Origin of the sequence: Fodinibius sediminis (assembly GCF_900182555.1) — a bacterium.
Classification (GTDB): domain Bacteria; phylum Bacteroidota; class Rhodothermia; order Balneolales; family Balneolaceae; genus Fodinibius; species Fodinibius sediminis.
In genome coordinates, this window is record NZ_FXTH01000005.1 from 79,031 (window position 1) to 96,073 (window position 17,043).

15 protein-coding genes, 1 tRNA gene and 1 riboswitch are annotated in these 17,043 nt (G+C 50.5%); of the genes, 6 read left to right on the forward strand and 10 right to left on the reverse strand.

The genetic code is table 11. The features are described 5' to 3' along the window. Positions 1-2: 2 nt before the first annotated feature. The 7 genes from metX to FN808_RS06890 all read right to left on the reverse strand — a co-directional run bounded on the left by metX (position 3) and on the right by FN808_RS06890 (position 7,552). Positions 3-1,061: a homoserine O-acetyltransferase MetX gene (gene metX, locus FN808_RS06860; RefSeq protein ID WP_142713825.1), complete on the reverse strand. Its 1,059-nt coding sequence runs from the start codon at positions 1,059-1,061 to the stop codon at positions 3-5. Positions 1,062-1,125: 64 nt separating this feature from the next. After that, on the reverse strand, positions 1,126-1,665 hold the full coding sequence (locus tag FN808_RS06865; RefSeq protein WP_142713826.1) for an OsmC family protein: 540 nt from the start codon (positions 1,663-1,665) through the stop codon (positions 1,126-1,128). Positions 1,666-1,744: 79 nt separating this feature from the next. Further along, positions 1,745-3,061 (reverse strand): O-acetylhomoserine aminocarboxypropyltransferase/cysteine synthase family protein, encoded by a 1,317-nt coding sequence (locus FN808_RS06870; RefSeq protein WP_142713827.1) that lies wholly within the window; start codon positions 3,059-3,061, stop codon positions 1,745-1,747. A gap of 11 nt (positions 3,062-3,072) precedes the next feature. Beyond that, entirely contained in the window at positions 3,073-3,570 is a 498-nt protein-coding gene (locus FN808_RS06875; RefSeq protein WP_221929953.1) for a CoA-binding protein, read from the reverse strand. 126 nt (positions 3,571-3,696) lie between these two features. Continuing rightward, positions 3,697-3,826: riboswitch (SAM riboswitch) on the reverse strand. Positions 3,827-4,065: 239 nt separating this feature from the next. Continuing rightward, positions 4,066-5,763 (reverse strand): M1 family metallopeptidase, encoded by a 1,698-nt coding sequence (locus tag FN808_RS06880; protein ID WP_142713828.1) that lies wholly within the window; start codon positions 5,761-5,763, stop codon positions 4,066-4,068. A gap of 139 nt (positions 5,764-5,902) precedes the next feature. Next, positions 5,903-6,790, reverse strand: a complete 888-nt coding sequence (era, locus tag FN808_RS06885; RefSeq protein ID WP_142713829.1) for a GTPase Era — start codon at positions 6,788-6,790, stop codon at positions 5,903-5,905. 30 nt (positions 6,791-6,820) lie between these two features. Next, on the reverse strand, positions 6,821-7,552 hold the full coding sequence (locus tag FN808_RS06890; RefSeq protein WP_142713830.1) for a pyridoxine 5'-phosphate synthase: 732 nt from the start codon (positions 7,550-7,552) through the stop codon (positions 6,821-6,823). A 116-nt stretch (positions 7,553-7,668) separates the two neighbouring features. Between FN808_RS06890 and FN808_RS06895 the strand changes: the two genes are divergently transcribed. From FN808_RS06895 to FN808_RS06910, 4 genes are all read left to right on the forward strand, one after another. Then, the gene (locus tag FN808_RS06895) at positions 7,669-8,202 is read left to right on the forward strand and encodes an NlpC/P60 family protein (protein WP_185958285.1); all 534 of its coding nucleotides are present in this window, start codon (positions 7,669-7,671) and stop codon (positions 8,200-8,202) included. A 101-nt stretch (positions 8,203-8,303) separates the two neighbouring features. Further along, the gene (locus FN808_RS06900; protein WP_221929954.1) at positions 8,304-9,452 is read left to right on the forward strand and encodes an aldose epimerase family protein; all 1,149 of its coding nucleotides are present in this window, start codon (positions 8,304-8,306) and stop codon (positions 9,450-9,452) included. A 165-nt stretch (positions 9,453-9,617) separates the two neighbouring features. Continuing rightward, on the forward strand, positions 9,618-11,234 hold the full coding sequence (locus FN808_RS06905) for a bifunctional aminoglycoside phosphotransferase/ATP-binding protein (RefSeq protein ID WP_142713832.1): 1,617 nt from the start codon (positions 9,618-9,620) through the stop codon (positions 11,232-11,234). A gap of 10 nt (positions 11,235-11,244) precedes the next feature. Next, entirely contained in the window at positions 11,245-12,531 is a 1,287-nt protein-coding gene (locus tag FN808_RS06910) for an acetyl-CoA hydrolase/transferase family protein (protein WP_142713833.1), read from the forward strand. 43 nt (positions 12,532-12,574) lie between these two features. Here FN808_RS06910 and FN808_RS06915 read toward each other — a convergent pair. Then, positions 12,575-12,658: transfer RNA gene (locus FN808_RS06915), tRNA-Leu, on the reverse strand. 107 nt (positions 12,659-12,765) lie between these two features. Next, the gene (locus FN808_RS06920; protein WP_142713834.1) at positions 12,766-13,968 is read right to left on the reverse strand and encodes a putative sugar nucleotidyl transferase; all 1,203 of its coding nucleotides are present in this window, start codon (positions 13,966-13,968) and stop codon (positions 12,766-12,768) included. Between the two features lie 131 nt (positions 13,969-14,099). On the opposite strand from FN808_RS06920, the gene glmS reads away from it, so the two are divergent. Beyond that, positions 14,100-15,938, forward strand: a complete 1,839-nt coding sequence (glmS, locus tag FN808_RS06925) for a glutamine--fructose-6-phosphate transaminase (isomerizing) (protein WP_142713835.1) — start codon at positions 14,100-14,102, stop codon at positions 15,936-15,938. Between the two features lie 141 nt (positions 15,939-16,079). Beyond that, positions 16,080-16,397 (forward strand): phage holin family protein, encoded by a 318-nt coding sequence (locus tag FN808_RS06930; protein ID WP_185958286.1) that lies wholly within the window; start codon positions 16,080-16,082, stop codon positions 16,395-16,397. Here the strand turns inward: FN808_RS06930 and FN808_RS06935 are convergent, their stop codons facing one another. Further along, on the reverse strand, positions 16,398-17,030 hold the full coding sequence (locus FN808_RS06935) for a class I SAM-dependent methyltransferase (RefSeq protein ID WP_142713837.1): 633 nt from the start codon (positions 17,028-17,030) through the stop codon (positions 16,398-16,400). Between the last annotated feature and the right edge of the window lie 13 nt (positions 17,031-17,043).

The following is a 17,043-nucleotide window of genomic DNA, read 5'->3' on the forward strand; positions in this document are numbered from 1 at the left end:
CGTCAGGAAGAAAGCGTTGCTGTTGGTGTTTCCATTAAAAAGGGGGTAATAATATCATTCATCTGTTTAAATTCCATAAGGAATGCATCATGCCCGTGAATGGATTGAAGTTCCCGGTACCGGGCGTTGGGCAGGAGCTGTGATAATTCGTGTTGCTCCTGGACAGGATAGAGCAGGTCCGAATCAATTCCGATGACCAGGGACGGGACGTCGACCTGCCCCAATACCTGTTCCGCTGATTGGCGATTACGTGCAATATCGTGACTGTCCATGGCCTGGCTAAGCCGGACATAGGAAACAGCATCAAAGCGGTCCACCAGTTTCTGCCCCTGGTAATCCAGGTAGGATTCTACCTGGAACTGATCCTGGTCGTCTCCCTGCTGCGACAATCGCCCGAATTTGTTTTCATAATCCGTGTCCGACCGGTAGCTGATCATGGCTATCATACGGGCCAGTGCCAGTCCCCGGCGGGGCGGGTTTTCCGGGTTGTAGTAGCCTCCCTGCCAGTTGGGATCGTTATAGATCGCCTGGCGCTGGGTATGGCTGATGCCAATAGCCCACGGACGATGGGCCTTGCCCATGCCAATAAACACGGCTGCCTGCGGGCGATCATCCATGATAGACCATTCGAGGGCCTGCATGCCGCCCATGGAACCGCCAATAACGAGTTCAATACTTGGAATTTCAAGATCGTCGAGCAGCCGCTGCTGCATGCGAACCATATCCCGGATGGTAATCCTGGGAAAATCAATGCGGTAGGGTTTTCCCGTCTCGGGATTTATGCTGGCGGGCCCGCTCGTACCGTAGCAGCTGCCCAGTGAATTAGTGCAGATGATAAACTGCCGTTCCGGGTCAAGCGTGTTGCCCGGCCCAAAAAGACCGTCAAACCACTCGTCGACAGCTGTATTGCCGGTCAGGGCATGGCAGACAAGCACGACATTGTTCCGGGCTTTGTTCAGTTTTCCCCATGTCTGATAAGCTACTTCCGGTTCCGGAATCGTAAAACCCGATTCCGTAATAAAAGGTTCTGTTAGCTTGTGTTGTTGTACGCCTTTATTCATAATAGCTGTTATCTGTCAGACGGTAAGAGGGAGCCCGGCGGATTCTAACACACAATATGTCTGATTAGTTGACGAAACTGACGGTTCCTTCAACCGGTACGGGGTTTTCAATGATGTCCAAAACCGGACAATTCTTGAAGGAGATCTCTTTGAGACGTTCGAGTTTCTTTTTATCAGTTTCATCTGTTTCAATCTCAGTAACGATATTAACATTGTTAAATCCGGAGCGTGCCTCATCCGACAGGTTCAGGAACCCCCGCAGGTCCAAATCGCCTGTTGTTTTTATTTTGACCGATTTTACATCGATGTCGAGAGCAAGGGCATGCGCCTTTATCACAATTTCCTGGCAGGCGGCCAACGCACCAAGTATGTATTCCACGGGTGTGGCTCCCCGATTGGTACCGCCCAGGCTTTCCGGCTCGTCGGAGATAAATTGAAATTCACGTATGTTTACCTCAGACTGCAAGCCTTCTTCGAGCTTTGATTCAGCCTTGAAGACGACATCCGCCTTTTCCGGGTTACTGCTTATTTCCTCTGCCAGGGTCTGTACCGCCTGCACAATCTTTTGATCCAAATGTTCTTTTTCTTGAACTGTGTTACTCATAAGTGATTGATTAATTTACATTTTTTTAATGTGCCCTGCAGGTAATTCTGCAGGGCGCGATGTCGGGCTTTACCGCCGCTTAAAGCTGTTTGAACGACCGGTCGAAATCTTCGATGATGTCGTCAATATGTTCAATGCCAACGGAAACACGGATAAGGTCCGGCTTAACCCCGCTGGAGGCCTGTTCTTCATCACTCAGCTGCTGGTGGGTTGTTGAAGATGGGTGGATCACCAGTGTTTTCGCATCTCCAACGTTCGCCAGGTGGCTGGCAAGTTCCACATTCTCGATGAAGGAACGGGCGGCTTCAAATCCTCCCTTGACGCCAAAAGTCAAGACGGCCCCGAACTTCCCGGGCTGCAGATACTTTTTAGCGCGTTCGTGATAGGGATGGTCAGGCAGCCCCGTATAGCTTACCCAGTCAACCTTATCCTGCTTTTGCAGCCACTGGGCCAGCTTAAGAGCATTTTCGCAGTGTCGTTCAGTACGCAGTGATAGGGTCTCGAGTCCCTGCAGAAGCAGGAAGCTGTTAAAAGGGGAGGGCGCTGAACCGAAATCACGCAGTGCTTCAACGCGAGCCCTGATCGCAAAGGCAATATTGCCAAAAGGTCCATCGGGGCCGAAGGTATCCCAGAAATTAAGTCCATGATAGGCCGGCGAAGGATCGGTAAAGAGTGGGAAATTGCCGTTGCCCCAGTCAAAATTCCCGGCATCCACAATTACACCGCCAATGCTGGTTCCATGCCCGCCGATCCACTTGGTGGCCGATTCGGTTACGATGTTGGCTCCGTGCTTGATCGGCTGGCAGATAGCACCCGCAGCGCCAAAGGTATTGTCCACGATCAGCGGGATGCCATGATTTTGGGCAATCTCAGAGAGCCCTTCAAAATCGGGTACATTTCCACGGGGGTTGCCTATGGATTCCACATAGATGGCTTTGGTATTCTCATCAATAGCAGCTTCGTAGCTTTCAAGCGTGTCATCGTCCACGAAGTTCACATCTATTCCCAGGCGTGGAAGCGTTACTTTAAACTGGTTATAAGTACCACCGTACAAGAAGCTGGTCGAGACAATATTATCGCCCGCCTGTGCAAGGGTCGCTATGCTCATGAACTGTGCCGACTGTCCCGATGCGGTAGCTACTGCTGCAGCGCCGCCCTCCAGGGCCGCAATACGTTTTTCAAACACATCACTGGTCGGATTCATGATGCGGGTATAGATATTGCCGAATTCTTTCAGGGCAAACAAGGTAGCGGCATGCTCGGTATCATCAAACTCGTAGGATGTTGTCTGATAGATGGGGACAGCGCGTGAGCCTGTTGTTGGATCGGGCTCCTGGCCCGCATGCAGTTGCAGTGTCTCAAAATTATAGCTTCGCTCTTTTTCGTTGGTACTCATGAGTATATGGGTTATGGATTAGATATTGATTCTTCGTTTGGTCGAATAAGGAACTGGTGGTCCACTTTGATGCAGCGATTTTGATAAAGTTCAATACCAAACTCCTTAGCTTTTTCAGCTTCTTCGGGGTTTTTACCTGTCCCCAGCTGCAGCCAGATTGCTTTGGGTCGGGGTTCCATTTCAATGGCCTGATCAACCGCCTTGGGCAAGATCTCCGGTGGCAGAAAAACATCCACGATATCAATGGGAAACGGGATGCTGACAAGGTCAGGATAGGATTGTTCCCCCAAAATGGTATCTGCATTCGGATTCACAGGCACAATGGAATAACCGGCATTTTTCAGGTAGCGCGCTACAAACTGGCTGTCTTTATGAAAGCTCCGTGAGAGCCCGACAACGGCGATGGATGAAGACGTTTTCAGCGTATTCTCGGCGCGGTTGGTTTCCGCATCCAGTGCCTCTGTAGCACGCATTTTCTTGTCGTACCAGTTGTTAAAAGTTGTTCGCATTCAGTTGGTGACTTGTTTCCGGTTCATTTTATTTCCAATAAAAAAGCCTCTTCCCCAATCCTGCTCCTGTTTCTGGAGAAGATTTTGGAAGAGGCTTTTCAGTCATTTCGAATCGTCAAGTCTCTTTATTTATCTTCCTCCGGACTACTGGAGCAGGAAGTAGCACCTTTCTCCCCACCACAAATATACAGTGAGATGAGTAAAGCGGTTGCTAAGGCGTCTTCGGGCCTGTTCCCTCAGCCTTTCTTGATAACAATGCTCAGCAAATAACAAAGAACAGTGCAAAAAAAAAGCCCTCCGGGATTTTCCGAAGGGCTTTTAATTTGGTTCATTCAGATGAAACGAATTAAGCCTCCGGATGTGTACAGGGCATACAAAGCCGTATAATGCACATCCAACAGATCATATTGCAAGCAACTCGTTTCATGGGTATCCTTTTATAAATTCAAGGCTAACATAATTGTTTTTTGCAAACGATACAAGTATAAAAATAGGTTATTTTGATATCAAATCTACTGCTGAGGCGGAAACCTCTTCGGTTATGATATAAAAATTGGGATCCACTTTGAAGTCTGTACCCTCAGCAATTTTAACCGTTTTCCAACGTTCGGAAACGGGATAGATGAACGAATAGTCACTGCCGGAAAGGGTTACCTTCAGGGGCATGTCAAACTGGTCGACATCCGCCTGCCAGCGGTAATGCAGGCGGTGTTGCTTGTCGATATAATAGCGGAAGGTGGGAAGCTGGGCATAATGCAGGTATTGATCAAAGAGGTCGTCAAGGTCTTTGCCGGAATGCCGGATGATATACCGCTCGACCTGGTCGGCCGTAACCGTTTGATGGTAGAACTCTTTGTTGAGACCCTGCAGGATCTGTTTCCAGGCGGCGTCGTTGTCAATGATATGGCGGATCATGTGCAGCATATTGTGCCCTTTGTAGTACATGTCGCCGGAGCCTTCATTGTTCAGCCCGTACTTGCCGGTAACAGGGGTGCGATTCTGAATTCTGTCGCGTAGCCCCCTGGTGTACTCGGCTGCTGCCTGCTTTCCAAACCGGCATTCGGTGTAGATGGATTCGGCGTAGCTGGTAAATCCCTCATGGACCCACATGTCAGCAATATCTTTGGAGGTAATGTTGTTGCCCCACCACTCGTGGGCCGATTCGTGGATGATGATGAAATCCCATTTGAGTCCCCAGCCCGAGCCCGACAGGTCCTCGCCCATGTAACCATTCTGGTACTGGTTGCCATAGGCCACTGCACTTTGATGTTCCATGCCCAGATGCGGGGTTTCCACCAGTTTATAGCTGTCCTCGTAGAAAGGGTAGGGGCCAAACCACTCTTCGAAGCAGCGCATCATAGGTTTGACTTGCTGAAACTGTTCCCTGGCCTTGTCCAGGTGCTGCTCCAGCACCCAGTAGCTAAGATCCAGTGGTCCCCTCTTTCCCTGGTAGGTATCGGAGAAATTGACGTAGTTGCCGGCATTTACTGCAATATTGTAGTTATTAATGGGGTTCGACACGAACCAGCTCCAGGTGGTCATGCCATTGTCATGCGGAGTTTTGGCCCGAAGCCGCCCGTTGGATACGTTAACCAGGGGGTCGGGAACGGTTATGTGGATCCCCATACTGTCGGGTTCGGCTGTTTGATGATCCCTGTTCGGCCACCAGGCACTGGCTCCCAGTCCCTGGTTGGCGGTTGCTATCCAGGGAGTACCCCCCGAATCTTTGCCCCATACAAAACCGCCATCCCAGGGCGCCCTTTCGGCAACCCTGGGCCGGCCGTGGTAATAGATCACAAGCGTATAGAGGGAATCATGCTGAAGTTGGCCTGGGACGTCCACAAAGTAGGCGTTGCTGTTTTCAACTCGCGCGTAAGACAGCTGCTGTCCGTTTTGGGTAACCTGATCAATAACCAGGGGGCGCTGAAGGTCAATCTGCAGTTTTTGAGGCCTCCCGGTGACCCGGTAGGTCATCTTGTTATAGCCTGTAATACTGGAATCTTCCGGCTGTACCGTGACATGAAGATCGTAGTAAGTAACCTCCCACCAGGCGCGCTGGGGGGTGATGGAGCCGCGGAGGCTGTCAGAACGGGTGGCCAGGACGCCGGAATCCTGGGCAGCCGCCGAAAAAGCGAATACTGTCAGGAGGACGGGTAAAAACAGTATGCGATGCAGATGAAAGGGATGTTTCATGGGTGCCGATTATAATAATACGGGGTATAATGTGCGTAGTTGGCCGGATTGCCTTTCAGGATCACCCGGCAGGGTATGCCGGAAATGACTATAGTGGCTGTTGTCAAGAGTACGTAAAAGTATCGGACGCTGGTTTTCCTTAGTAGCCATAATGCCTGACCCGATTGGGATCTTCTCTCCATTTGTCGCGCACCTTGACATGCAGGTCCAGGTATACCTTCTTGTCTACAAAGTCTTCAATGACCTCCCGCGCATTTTTTCCCAGCTTCTTGATGGCTTTACCGCCTTTGCCAATCAGGATTCCTTTCTGGGAGTTTCGGTTGACGATGATGTCTGCGCTGATGTAGTCAAGGTCATCCCGCTCATCGTATTGCACGATATCTATGGTGGAGGAATAGGGGATTTCCTGGTGATAGAGCAGGAAAAGCTGCTCGCGGATCATCTCTGCCACAAAAAACCGAACGGGCTGCTCGCTGAGCATATCCTTGGGATAAAAGGGCGGGCCCGGTTTCAGGTTCTCCTTGATGGCTGTCATCAGTCCCTGCAAGCCCTCGCCATTGAGGGCTGAGACCAGCAGCGTCTGGTCAAAGTCGAACCGCTCCTGGATGTTTTGGGTCACGACCTTCACCTGCTGCTCCGAGGTTTTATCGATTTTATTGATAACCAGGAAAATCTTTTTTCCTTTCATTGAGGCAAACATCTTAAAAATTCGGCCGGGCACCTCATAGTCGGTGACATCCACAATGAGCAGGATGATGTCTGCATCGGTACGTGCGCGGTCCACGGTCTTCATCATGGCCTTCTGCAGTTCGTAGCGCGGGTTGATAATTCCGGGGGTATCCAGAAAAATAATTTGCAGGTCATCTTCCGAATGAATGCCCAGAATCTGGTGGCGGGTGGTCTGTGGTTTATGGGTGGTAATGGATACTTTGCTGCCCAGCAGCCGATTCATTAATGTGGATTTGCCGGCGTTTGGCTTGCCAATGATGGCCACATAGCCCGATTTATGTTGTTCAGAATGTTGCATGGTGATGTCTTTGTGATAAATGGCCCGGTGTCAGGCTCTGTTTGAATCGTTCATGATGGAAAGGAACTTTTTGACGGTTTCATCAAGCCCGTAAAACAGGGCTGAAGAGACCAGTGCATGACCAATGCTGATATCATTTAAATGAGGGACTTCCTCAACCAGGGCTTCCAGATTGTCAAGATTCAGCCCGTGACCAGCATTCACTTCCATGCCCAGCTCATAAGCCTGGAGCGCTCCCGTCCTCAGGCGCTGGAGTTCCTGCTCCCGGTCTTGTTCGGTGGTGGCATTGGCATAGGTTCCGGTATGCAGCTCTATTATGTCGCTGCCCAGTTCACCGGCCAATGCAATATCTTCTTCATTGGGATCCAGGAAAAGGCTTATTTTTATGTCGGTTTCACGGATCCTGGGGAATACGCGCTGTTGAAAATCATCAAATACAGTTTCCATATTCAGCCCTCCTTCGGTTGTCAGCTCTTCACGACTTTCCGGTACCAGCGTAATAAGGTCCGGATTCACTTCCGTACAGATGGTCAGCATTTCTTCGGTAGCGGCCATCTCAAAATCAAGGGTCCCGGTCACGCTTTTTTTAAGTGCATAAACATCTTCATCACGGATATGCCGCCGGTCGCCCCGCAGGTGAAAGACAATACCGGCGGCCCCGGCTTGTTCACAGGCGCCAGCGGCTTCAACGGGATCGGGATACCCTTCGCCCCGGGCGTTTCTGAGGGTGGCAATATGGTCGACATTTACCAAAAGTTGCATATTTTAATATCTGCCTTAATTTTATCGTTGTTATTGAACCTTTAAATATAGATCATTTAATGGAGTAGTTTAAGCTTTAAATCATCGGTTTTATGGTATCTTTGAACAAAATACTTATGCTGCTGTGTATTCTTTCGCTCACGATAGGATGCGGGGTCGTCAAACAATCGGCCCGTTCCCCGGTGGCGACGGCTGCCAGTGATACCACAAATCGTGAGGCTGCATCGGATACTGAGACAGTGACCCCGTCGCCCATGGCGGCTGTGAGTATTGCATCGATTAACGAAGCCCGGGCTTCGCTCATGCAGGCCTACCGCGACTGGAAGGGCACCCCCTATCGTCTGGGGGGAGGGTCGCAAAGCGGGGTGGATTGTTCGATGTTTATTAATATCGTATTTGCCGAGTATTTTAATATTGATTTGCCTACCAATACACGGACACAGCTTAATGTCGGGGCCGGGGTGCGCAGGGCGGCCATAAAAACCGGGGACCTCATTTTCTTCCGTACCGGTCGAAAAATGCTGCATGTAGGGGTTATGCTGAATAAAGAGGAGTTTTTGCATGCTTCCACCTCCAAAGGGGTTACTATCAGCCAGATATCTCAAAAGTACTGGGCCAGTCGTTATCTGGCTGCCCGAAGGGTGTTGTAAAGCAGAAAAGCGATAAAAAGACCGGACATCCTTTCCAATGATCCAATTTCTGTTATATTAAGGCCGAACAATTAAACTATACTCCAGATAATCTACAGCTTATGTACTCATATTTTCGTGCTTTCGGGATCCTGTTCATCATGTTCAGCTTTATCTCATGCTCATCAGACCCGGCGGAATCACCGGATTACATCCCGGTTGAACAGTCTGATTTCCAGGTAGAGCACGACGGTAAGCAGGTGGATCTTTTTACCCTGGAGAATGAACAGGGAATGAAAGTTCAAATCACGAATTACGGAGGCAAAATTGTTTCTGTGTTGGTGCCCGACCGAAACGGGAAGCTCGGTGATGTTGTGCTCGGTTATGAGACGGCCCGGGAGTACTTCGACGGGATTGCCTCCCTGGGGGCAACCATGGGAAGATACGCCAACCGCATCGCCCAGGCACAGTTCACCCTCAATGACAGCACCTATCAGCTCGACAAAAATAATGGAGAACATTCTATCCACGGGGGAATGGAAGGATTCCGCCACCAGGTGTGGGATGCCAATCAGATCGACGGCCAAACCCTGGAGCTCAGCTATTTCTCTGAAGACGGGGAAGGCGGCTATCCAGGTAATCTGGAAGTGACCGTCACCTATAGCGTGACGGAGGATAACGAGCTTAAGCTGGAGTATGAAGCCAGCACGGATAAGCCAACCGTCCTGAATATGACAAACCACGCCTTCTTCAATTTGTCCGGAGAGGGATCGGGGAAGATTTTGGATCATGTGCTCTTTGTGGATGCCGTCCAGTATACTCCGGTTGACTCAACGGCCATTCCAACGGGCGAGCTGCGGGCAGTGGAGGGAACGCCCTTTGACTTCACCGAGGCTACTGCAATTGGTGCGCGCATAGATGCAGACAACCAACAGCTTGAATATGTAGGAGGATACGATCACAATTATGTGCTTAATAAAGAAGAGGGAGCCCTGGCCCTGGCCGCCCGCTTGTTCGATCCGGAATCGGGGCGTGTGATGGAGGTTCATACGACCGAGCCCGGCTTGCAGGTTTATACAGCAAACTCACTGACCGGTGAAGGGAACCAGGTGGGTAAGGGCGGGCATGCCTATGGCCCGCAGTCGTCGGTTTGCCTGGAAACCCAGCACTTTCCGGATTCGCCCCACCATCCCAATTTTCCCTCCACGGTGATTACGCCGGATGATGGCTACCAGTCTACAACGATTTATACCTTTTCAACCCGGGAGTGAGGGCAAGAGATAAAAACTGAAAGGCAGCTTTTTATGCCGAAACCGGGATGGGGGCATGCTGCAGTGATAGGGATCCCCTTCTATATTTTCCTGCACAAGAACTATTTATGGAAATAGCGTGTTGAAGAATACCTGATCATAGTTGCTCAATAATCGGTGGATGTTATGGATAATAGAGAAGCATCTTCTTCCGGCCCGGATCCCGGTTTGCTGCACTTTCTGGAGCAGCCCGCTTCCTATCCCCATGCGCCGGAAGAAGTGCATCATATCCAGACTCATATCTCGCATGTTTTCATAGCTCCTCCCTACGTCTATAAGCTAAAGAAGCCGGTAGATTTTGGATTTTTGGATTACAGCAGCCTTGCAAAACGGAAGAAGTACTGTTACCGGGAGGTGGAGCTCAACCGGCGTCTCACTGACGATGTATATCTGGGTGTGGTAGGGATAGCCGGGAAACACGGTGATTATCGCATCATCCCGCTGGAGGAAGAAGGGGAGGCCGAGACCGTTGCAGAGTATGCCGTCAAGATGCGAAAGCTTTCGGACCAGTATTTCCTGCAATTTCACATCGAAAACGGGACGCTTACTGTCGACAAGCTCAATCGCGTGGCAGATAAACTCGCCCGATTTTATCAGGAGCAGCAGGATGAAGCACTTGCCCGGTGGGGATCGATTGAACAAATAAAGGTGAATACCGATGAGAACTTTCAGCAGACAAGGCAGTTTATCAGCGATACGATAGACCGCCCTGCCTATGACGTGATTACCTATTACACCAATACCTACTTTCAAGAGCATGAAAGCCTGTTTCTAAAGCGGCAGGAGCAGGGACGTATTATCGATGGCCACGGCGATCTCCATCTCGATCATATTTACATTAGTCCGGAAAAAGTCATGGTCTACGATTGCATAGAATTCAATGACCGGTTCAGGTATGGCGATCTGGCTGCTGACCTGGCCTTCCTGGCGATGGATTTGGATTTTAACGACTGCTGGGAGCAAGAACGGCATTTTGTAGACCGGATGGCCCGAATGCTGGGGGATGATGATTTGATTCGTATTATCAATTTTTACAAATGCTACCGGGCGTATGTGAAGGGGAAAGTTAAAAGTTTGCAGAGCACCGAGCACGAAGTACCGGTCGCTGAGCGGGAGAGGGCTCGCCGGCTTGCCACACGCTATTTTAACCTTTCACTGCGTTATGCGCTGGCCGGCTCGGATGTTCTGGTGTTGATTGTCATGGGGCGTGTGGGAACCGGAAAAAGTACCCTGTCCAAGCATTTGTCGGAGAAACTGGGCATGCCACGGTTTTCGTCTGATTACATACGGAAACGGTCCATGGATCAGCCCCTTACCGAGCGTACCCCCGCTTCCCGGCGGAATAAACTGTATTCCAGGGAGCAGTCTGCAAAGACCTATGCCACGCTGAGAGCAAAGGCGGCTAATGCCGGGAACAGTATGATATTGGACGCCACGTTTAGTAAAATAGAGGAACGAAGACGGCTGACCCGGGAGCTGGAGTCTGAAGGTATCGATTATATTTTCATCGAAGTCCGGGCTGCGGATGCCATAATCAAAGAGCGGCTGAAAGCACGTGAGGAGCAGCCGGGGATAATTTCTGATGCGCGACTGGAGGATTTTAAAAGCCTGAGCAGGGGGTATGAACCCCCTGTCGAACTGCAGGATAACCACAGCGTCCGGGTTGACAGCGGACAGCCGGTCGAGGAAAGTATCAGGGAGTTGTATACCCGGCTGGCTGAACGAAATTTAAAGATTAACTAACCATTTGTCTATGCATCAAACATTTAACTACACAAGCGCAGATGAAGCCGTTAAGCTCATTAATTCGGGGGATCGCGTGTTTGTGCACAGTGTCGCCGCTGCTCCGCAGGAATTGATTAACGCAATGACGGATCGTGCTCCCGAGCTGGAAAATATTGAGGTTATTCACCTGCATACCGAGGGCGAGGCTCCCTATGTGAAGCCCGAGTACAGCGATACCTTCAGTACCAATGCCCTCTTTGTGGGAGCAAATGTCCGGAAAGCGGTTAATGAGGGCAGTGCGGATTACCTGCCCATTTTTCTAAGTGAAGTACCGGGACTTTTCCGAAAGGACATCCTGCCCGTCGATATGGCCCTGGTCCAGGTTTCTCCACCGGACAAGCACGGTTATTGTTCGCTGGGCGTCTCGGTGGATGCGTCACGGGCAGCTTTGCAGTCTGCAACCAAAGCGATTGCGCTGGTAAATCCGAATATGCCTCGGACCCACGGGGATGGTATTTTTCATGCCAGCCGGTTCAATGCATTGGTAAAATCCGAGGCCCCGCTTCACGAGCTTGCCATACCCGCCCCTGACGAGGTGGAGCAGCAGATTGGCAAGAACTGTGCAGAGTTGGTCGAGGATGGCGCAACGCTTCAAATGGGGATTGGAGCCATACCGAATGCGGTGCTCGATGCCCTTGGAAATCACAAGGATTTGGGAATCCATACAGAGATGTTCAGTGACGGGGTCATTGACCTGGTGGAAAAGGGCGTGATCAACGGAAAGAAGAAGGCCAAGCACCCGGAAAAGATTGTGGCTAGTTTTGTGATGGGCAGCCGTCGCTTGTATGATTTTGTAGATGACAATCCCATGCTGGCCATGCTGGACGTAGCTTATGTGAATGATACTGCTGTCATTAGGAAAAATCCCAGGGTTACGGCTATCAACAGTGCAATGGAGGTCGACTTCACCGGACAGGTGTGCGCCGATTCCATAGGCACCTATCACTATTCCGGGGTGGGGGGGCAGATGGATTTTATCCGTGGAGCCTCTCTGAGTGAAGGGGGAAAGCCCATCATTGCGCTGCCCTCGACAACCCGCCGGGGCGAGAGTAAAATCGTAGCCAGCCTGAAACCGGGAGCGGGCGTAGTGACGACCCGGGCCCATGTCCATTATGTGGTCACGGAGTATGGCGTTGCCAATTTATACGGAAAAAACCTTCACCAGCGGGCGAGGGCACTGATTGATATTGCCCATCCCGATCATCGCGAAGCGCTGGAGCGAGAGGCTTTCGAGCGGTTTAACCAGTTCGGGTAAACAGAAAAGGCCTTGCAAAAAATTCACTTGCAAGGCCTTGTAGTACCCAAGAGAGGACTCGAACCTCCACGGCCAAAAGGCCACATGCTCCTGAAGCATGCGCGTCTACCAATTCCGCCACTTGGGCATCAATACCGCTTCCATACAGCGCTTTGAAAACAGCACTCAAATATAGGGAGCTTTAGGGAGAAAGTTCAACCCAATTTGAAAATTTTCTCAGAGCCTTTGAAGGAGCTAGTTTTGATGGCGTTCGTTGAAGATGATACGCATCATCTCCTTGTAGCCTTCCGTCAGCTCAACCTCACGACGGGCCATCATGAGTTCCACGGCTTCCAGTGCCTTCTCAATCTTGTAAGGCTGGATGACATTGGATCCGACCCAGCTGAACGAGCGGATGAATTTAGGGGGGAAGTCGCGGGAAAGAATATTGCAGCAGACCCCTGTTACGGTCCCGGAATTGAGAACAGCGTTGATGGCCGTTTTCGAATGATCTCCCAGGATGACCCCCACAAACTGCTGACCGCTGTCCCGGTCTTCGCCGTCATCCCAGTGGGGCACCCGTACGTTGCTGTAGTTGGTTTTTAAATTGGAGATGGTGGCTCCGGCCCCAAAGTTACACCACTGGCCAATAACGGAGTGTCCGATATATCCGTGATGGGCCTTGTTAGAATAGGAGTGAAAAATGGTATGGCTGACTTCGCCTCCCACTTTGCTGACTGGGCCAATGGTGGTATTGCCATAGATTTTAGCTCCAGCTTTAACAATGGCCCCTTCGCAGACGGCTACAGGACCTCGGAGGATGGAGCCAGCCATAACCGTCGCATCCCGGCCGATATAAATGGGGCCTTTCCGTGCATCCAGTACACAGCCGGCTTCAACTTCCGCTCCCTTTTTGATGATAATGTTGTCTTCGTCTTCAAGGGCAGCCCGGCTCGAAATGGTAATGTTTTCCGAATCGCTGGAACCTGAAAGCTGAAAGTCTCGTATAATCTCACGCCCGTTGAACTGGAAGAGTTCCCACAGGTGGCGGATACAGTCAAAGGGTTGTGACTGTATGACCAGCAGGTTACTGAAAGAGGGGCTGCCTTCTTCAATCCAAGCCTGTGAATTCCGGCCGTCCACGCATGCGGCTACAACGGTTGAGTCAACCTGGAGGCAGGTGCCGTTGTTGAGATTCTGTACTTCTTGCAAAAGCTCTCTGGTGGGAAGATATCGCGCATTGATCCAAAGGCAGGAATCATCAGGAGTAATTTCCCCTGTGTCAAAAACATTCCGCAGGTTAGGTCGAACAATCCGGGCAGAGGATTCTTTTCGCAGGGCACGCTGCCATTTTTGCCGGATGGTATAAATGCCGATTCGGAGGTCATCCACTGGACGGCTGAGTGTAAGAGGATGAAAATTCGTCAATTGGTCATCCTCAAAAAAACACAGTTTCATATGCAATTTCCCCTTGTTGATGTTGAAGCAAGTATTTTAAAATCTCTGTCAGAATGATAAATTGCAGTAATCAGTCAAGCAGAGATACGAACAGTATAATAAAAATCATTACTAATATTGGATAGTATTTTATGTGTGGAATAGTTGGGTATATAGGAAAACAACAGGCCAGTGATATCATCATTGAAGGGCTCAAACGGCTGGAATACCGCGGTTATGATTCGGCGGGCGTTGCCCTGCTGAACGGAACGCTGGATATCAAGAAGGGAAAGGGAAAGGTGCAGCGGTTAAAAAGCAAGCTTGCGGCCAGTCCCTGCCGTGGAATGATCGGCATCGGTCATACGCGGTGGGCCACCCACGGCGCACCCAATGACATTAATTCCCACCCGCATGTGAGCCAGTCCGGGAATATCGCTCTTGTTCACAATGGTATCATTGAGAACTATGGATCGTTGAAAAAAGAGCTGAAAAATAAAGGACGATCTTTCCAGACCGATACGGATACTGAGGTGGTAGCGCAGCTGATCGAGGAGATTTACGAAAACGGGGAGAATGTAAGCTTCGAGCAGGCGGTCCGGCTGGCACTCAAGCAGGTGGTCGGAACCTATGGACTGGCTATTCTGCATACCGATGAACCCGACCGAATCATCGTGGCACGCAAAGGGTCCCCACTGCTGCTGGGGATCGGCGATGGCGAGATGTTCATCGCCTCGGATGCATCGCCCATTGTAGGGCATACCAACAAGGTTATTTACCTGGATGACGGGGAGATGGCGATTGTCAGGAAAGACGGTTACGAGGTGAAAACCATTGAGGATATTCCGCTGACCAAAAAAGTGCATGAGCTGGCCCTGAGCCTCGATGAAATTGAAAAGGGAGGATATCCCCATTTCATGCTGAAGGAGATTTTTGAGCAGCCGCGGGCGGTGGCCGACTGTTTGAGGGGACGCCTTAACGTGGAGAATCATTCGGTGCAGCTCGGGGGCCTGACAGACGTCATCGACCGGCTGGCTGCGGCCGATCGACTTATTATTGCGGGCTGCGGCACCAGCTGGCACGCCGGCCTGGTCGGAGAGTACCTTTTTGAGCATCTGGCCAGGCTCCCGGTGGAAGTGGAATATGCTTCGGAATTTCGTTACCGCGAGCCGCTTATCAGTGAAGACGATGTGATGCTTGTTATTTCACAAAGCGGCGAAACGGCTGATACGCTGGCCGCACTTCGGACGGCCAAAGAGCACGGCGCCCTTGCGCTGGGGGTGTGCAATGTCGTGGGGTCGACCATTGCCCGCGATACGGATGCGGGGGTCTACACCCATGCAGGACCTGAAATTGGGGTGGCCTCGACCAAGGCGTTTACAACCCAGGTTTCGGTACTGGTCATGATGGCTATTCTGCTGGGACAAAAACGCGGCACTATTGACAAGGAGTACGCCGCCCGGCTCATCCGTGAGCTCAATGATATTCCGGGAAAAATTGAGAAAATCCTGGATCAAAGTGACTCCGTGAAGCGAATGGCAGAGCTGTTTACCTATGCCCCGAACTTTCTCTACCTGGGCCGCACCTATAATTTTCCTGTTGCACTCGAGGGTGCTTTAAAGCTTAAGGAGATCTCATATATTCACGCAGAAGGGTATCCTGCGGCGGAAATGAAACATGGCCCCATCGCACTTATTGATGCCATGATGCCGGTCGTTGTGATAGCGGCCACCGACCATACCAATGACAAGATGATCAGCAATATCGAGGAGGTGAAGGCACGGAAGGGACGCATCATTGCCATCACCGGCGCCGAGAACAAGGAAGTGATAGACCTGGCCGAGTTCAGCTGTCCTATTCCGGAAACCGAAGATTGCCTGTCTCCTTTGCTGACTTCTATTCCCCTGCAGCTGCTGTCGTACTATATTGCGGTTAACCGGGGCTGTGATGTTGACCAGCCCAGAAACCTTGCCAAGAGCGTCACGGTCGAGTAGTAATCTCCAGCAGTCATTGAATTGCGAATGCATCGTATATGGCAGAAGAGAAGAGCGGGGGGCGACCTTTGGCCTGCAGGGATCATAACTTTTTTGTATGATGCCCGTATACTTGCCTAACCGGGAATAAAATGAATACTTATGATTACAAAAATACTTGTCAATAGTCTTGCCGTACTAGCTATCGGTTACCTGCTGAAAGGGATCAGGGTTAAAAACTACTGGACTGCTCTCGGGGCCGCGATTCTGCTTGCGCTGGTCAATGCGTTTGTAAAACCGATAGTGGTGTTTTTGACACTCCCGATTACCATTATCACCCTGGGCCTGTTTCTGGTGGTAATCAATGCCCTTATGCTGATGCTGGTTGAAGCCTTGCTGGATGGACTGGAGATTAAGAATTTCTGGTGGGCGGTGGTCTTTGGAATACTGCTTTCTTTCGTAAATGTAATCTTTCTTTGATTACGCCACGTGCGTATTTCCCAGGGAGATGCTTCGCTGTTCACCACTGTTGATTTCCAGGGTGTATACTTTGGCCGGGGGAAGATTACGCAGGACAATTTTCTTATCCTGCCCGTATTTTTTAACAATTTCCTCCTCAAAATCACTTTTGAAGTTTCGAAACTTCACATATTTGAAGTAGCTGATGCAGGCATCGGAGGAACATAGACTAAGCTTTTTCTTCCAGATTTCCTGGCTGATCTCTTCAGGCATATTTTCGTAGGGAAGACTTGAGAAAATGAAGTCGTATTTATAGTCAGGCTGGAATTGTAGAATGTCAGCATGATGCACCTGGAGGTTGGGCCGGCGGTACTGGCTCTTGACGATCTGGTAGAACTTTTTATGGATTTCAACAACATCCAGCTTGTCTTCCGGCCGCAGATACTTGAGGATCTGTTTGGTCAGTGGACCGGTACCGGGTCCGACTTCCAGGATTCGCAGGGGAGGGCAGGCTTCTGTACTTACCTCTTTCCTAAGTTGAGCAACCAAGTCTTCCGCAAGGAATTTAGAGCTGGGTGCTATAGCCCCCGTCTGTTTTAAATCCTTGAAGAAGTAGAGTAAGTGTTTCAGAGGTTTAACAGTAGATTTCGCCATAGTGAGTTAAAGG

Excerpts from the sequence above, each read along its gene's own strand:
- era (WP_142713829.1), bottom strand. The coding sequence starts at position 6,790 with ATGCAACATTCTGAACAACATAAATCGGGCTATGTGGCCATCATTGGC.
- FN808_RS06920 (WP_142713834.1), bottom strand. The coding sequence starts at position 13,968 with ATGAAACTGTGTTTTTTTGAGGATGACCAATTGACGAATTTTCATCCT.
- FN808_RS06935 (WP_142713837.1), bottom strand. The coding sequence starts at position 17,030 with ATGGCGAAATCTACTGTTAAACCTCTGAAACACTTACTCTACTTCTTC.
- FN808_RS06905 (WP_142713832.1), top strand. The coding sequence starts at position 9,618 with ATGGATAATAGAGAAGCATCTTCTTCCGGCCCGGATCCCGGTTTGCTG.
- FN808_RS06870 (WP_142713827.1), bottom strand. The coding sequence starts at position 3,061 with ATGAGTACCAACGAAAAAGAGCGAAGCTATAATTTTGAGACACTGCAA.
- glmS (WP_142713835.1), top strand. The coding sequence starts at position 14,100 with ATGTGTGGAATAGTTGGGTATATAGGAAAACAACAGGCCAGTGATATC.
- FN808_RS06890 (WP_142713830.1), bottom strand. The coding sequence starts at position 7,552 with ATGCAACTTTTGGTAAATGTCGACCATATTGCCACCCTCAGAAACGCC.
- FN808_RS06865 (WP_142713826.1), bottom strand. The coding sequence starts at position 1,665 with ATGAGTAACACAGTTCAAGAAAAAGAACATTTGGATCAAAAGATTGTG.
- FN808_RS06895 (WP_185958285.1), top strand. The coding sequence starts at position 7,669 with ATGCTGCTGTGTATTCTTTCGCTCACGATAGGATGCGGGGTCGTCAAA.
- FN808_RS06880 (WP_142713828.1), bottom strand. The coding sequence starts at position 5,763 with ATGAAACATCCCTTTCATCTGCATCGCATACTGTTTTTACCCGTCCTC.
- FN808_RS06875 (WP_221929953.1), bottom strand. The coding sequence starts at position 3,570 with ATGCGAACAACTTTTAACAACTGGTACGACAAGAAAATGCGTGCTACA.
- FN808_RS06930 (WP_185958286.1), top strand. The coding sequence starts at position 16,080 with ATGATTACAAAAATACTTGTCAATAGTCTTGCCGTACTAGCTATCGGT.
- metX (WP_142713825.1), bottom strand. The coding sequence starts at position 1,061 with ATGAATAAAGGCGTACAACAACACAAGCTAACAGAACCTTTTATTACG.
- FN808_RS06910 (WP_142713833.1), top strand. The coding sequence starts at position 11,245 with ATGCATCAAACATTTAACTACACAAGCGCAGATGAAGCCGTTAAGCTC.
- FN808_RS06900 (WP_221929954.1), top strand. The coding sequence starts at position 8,304 with ATGTACTCATATTTTCGTGCTTTCGGGATCCTGTTCATCATGTTCAGC.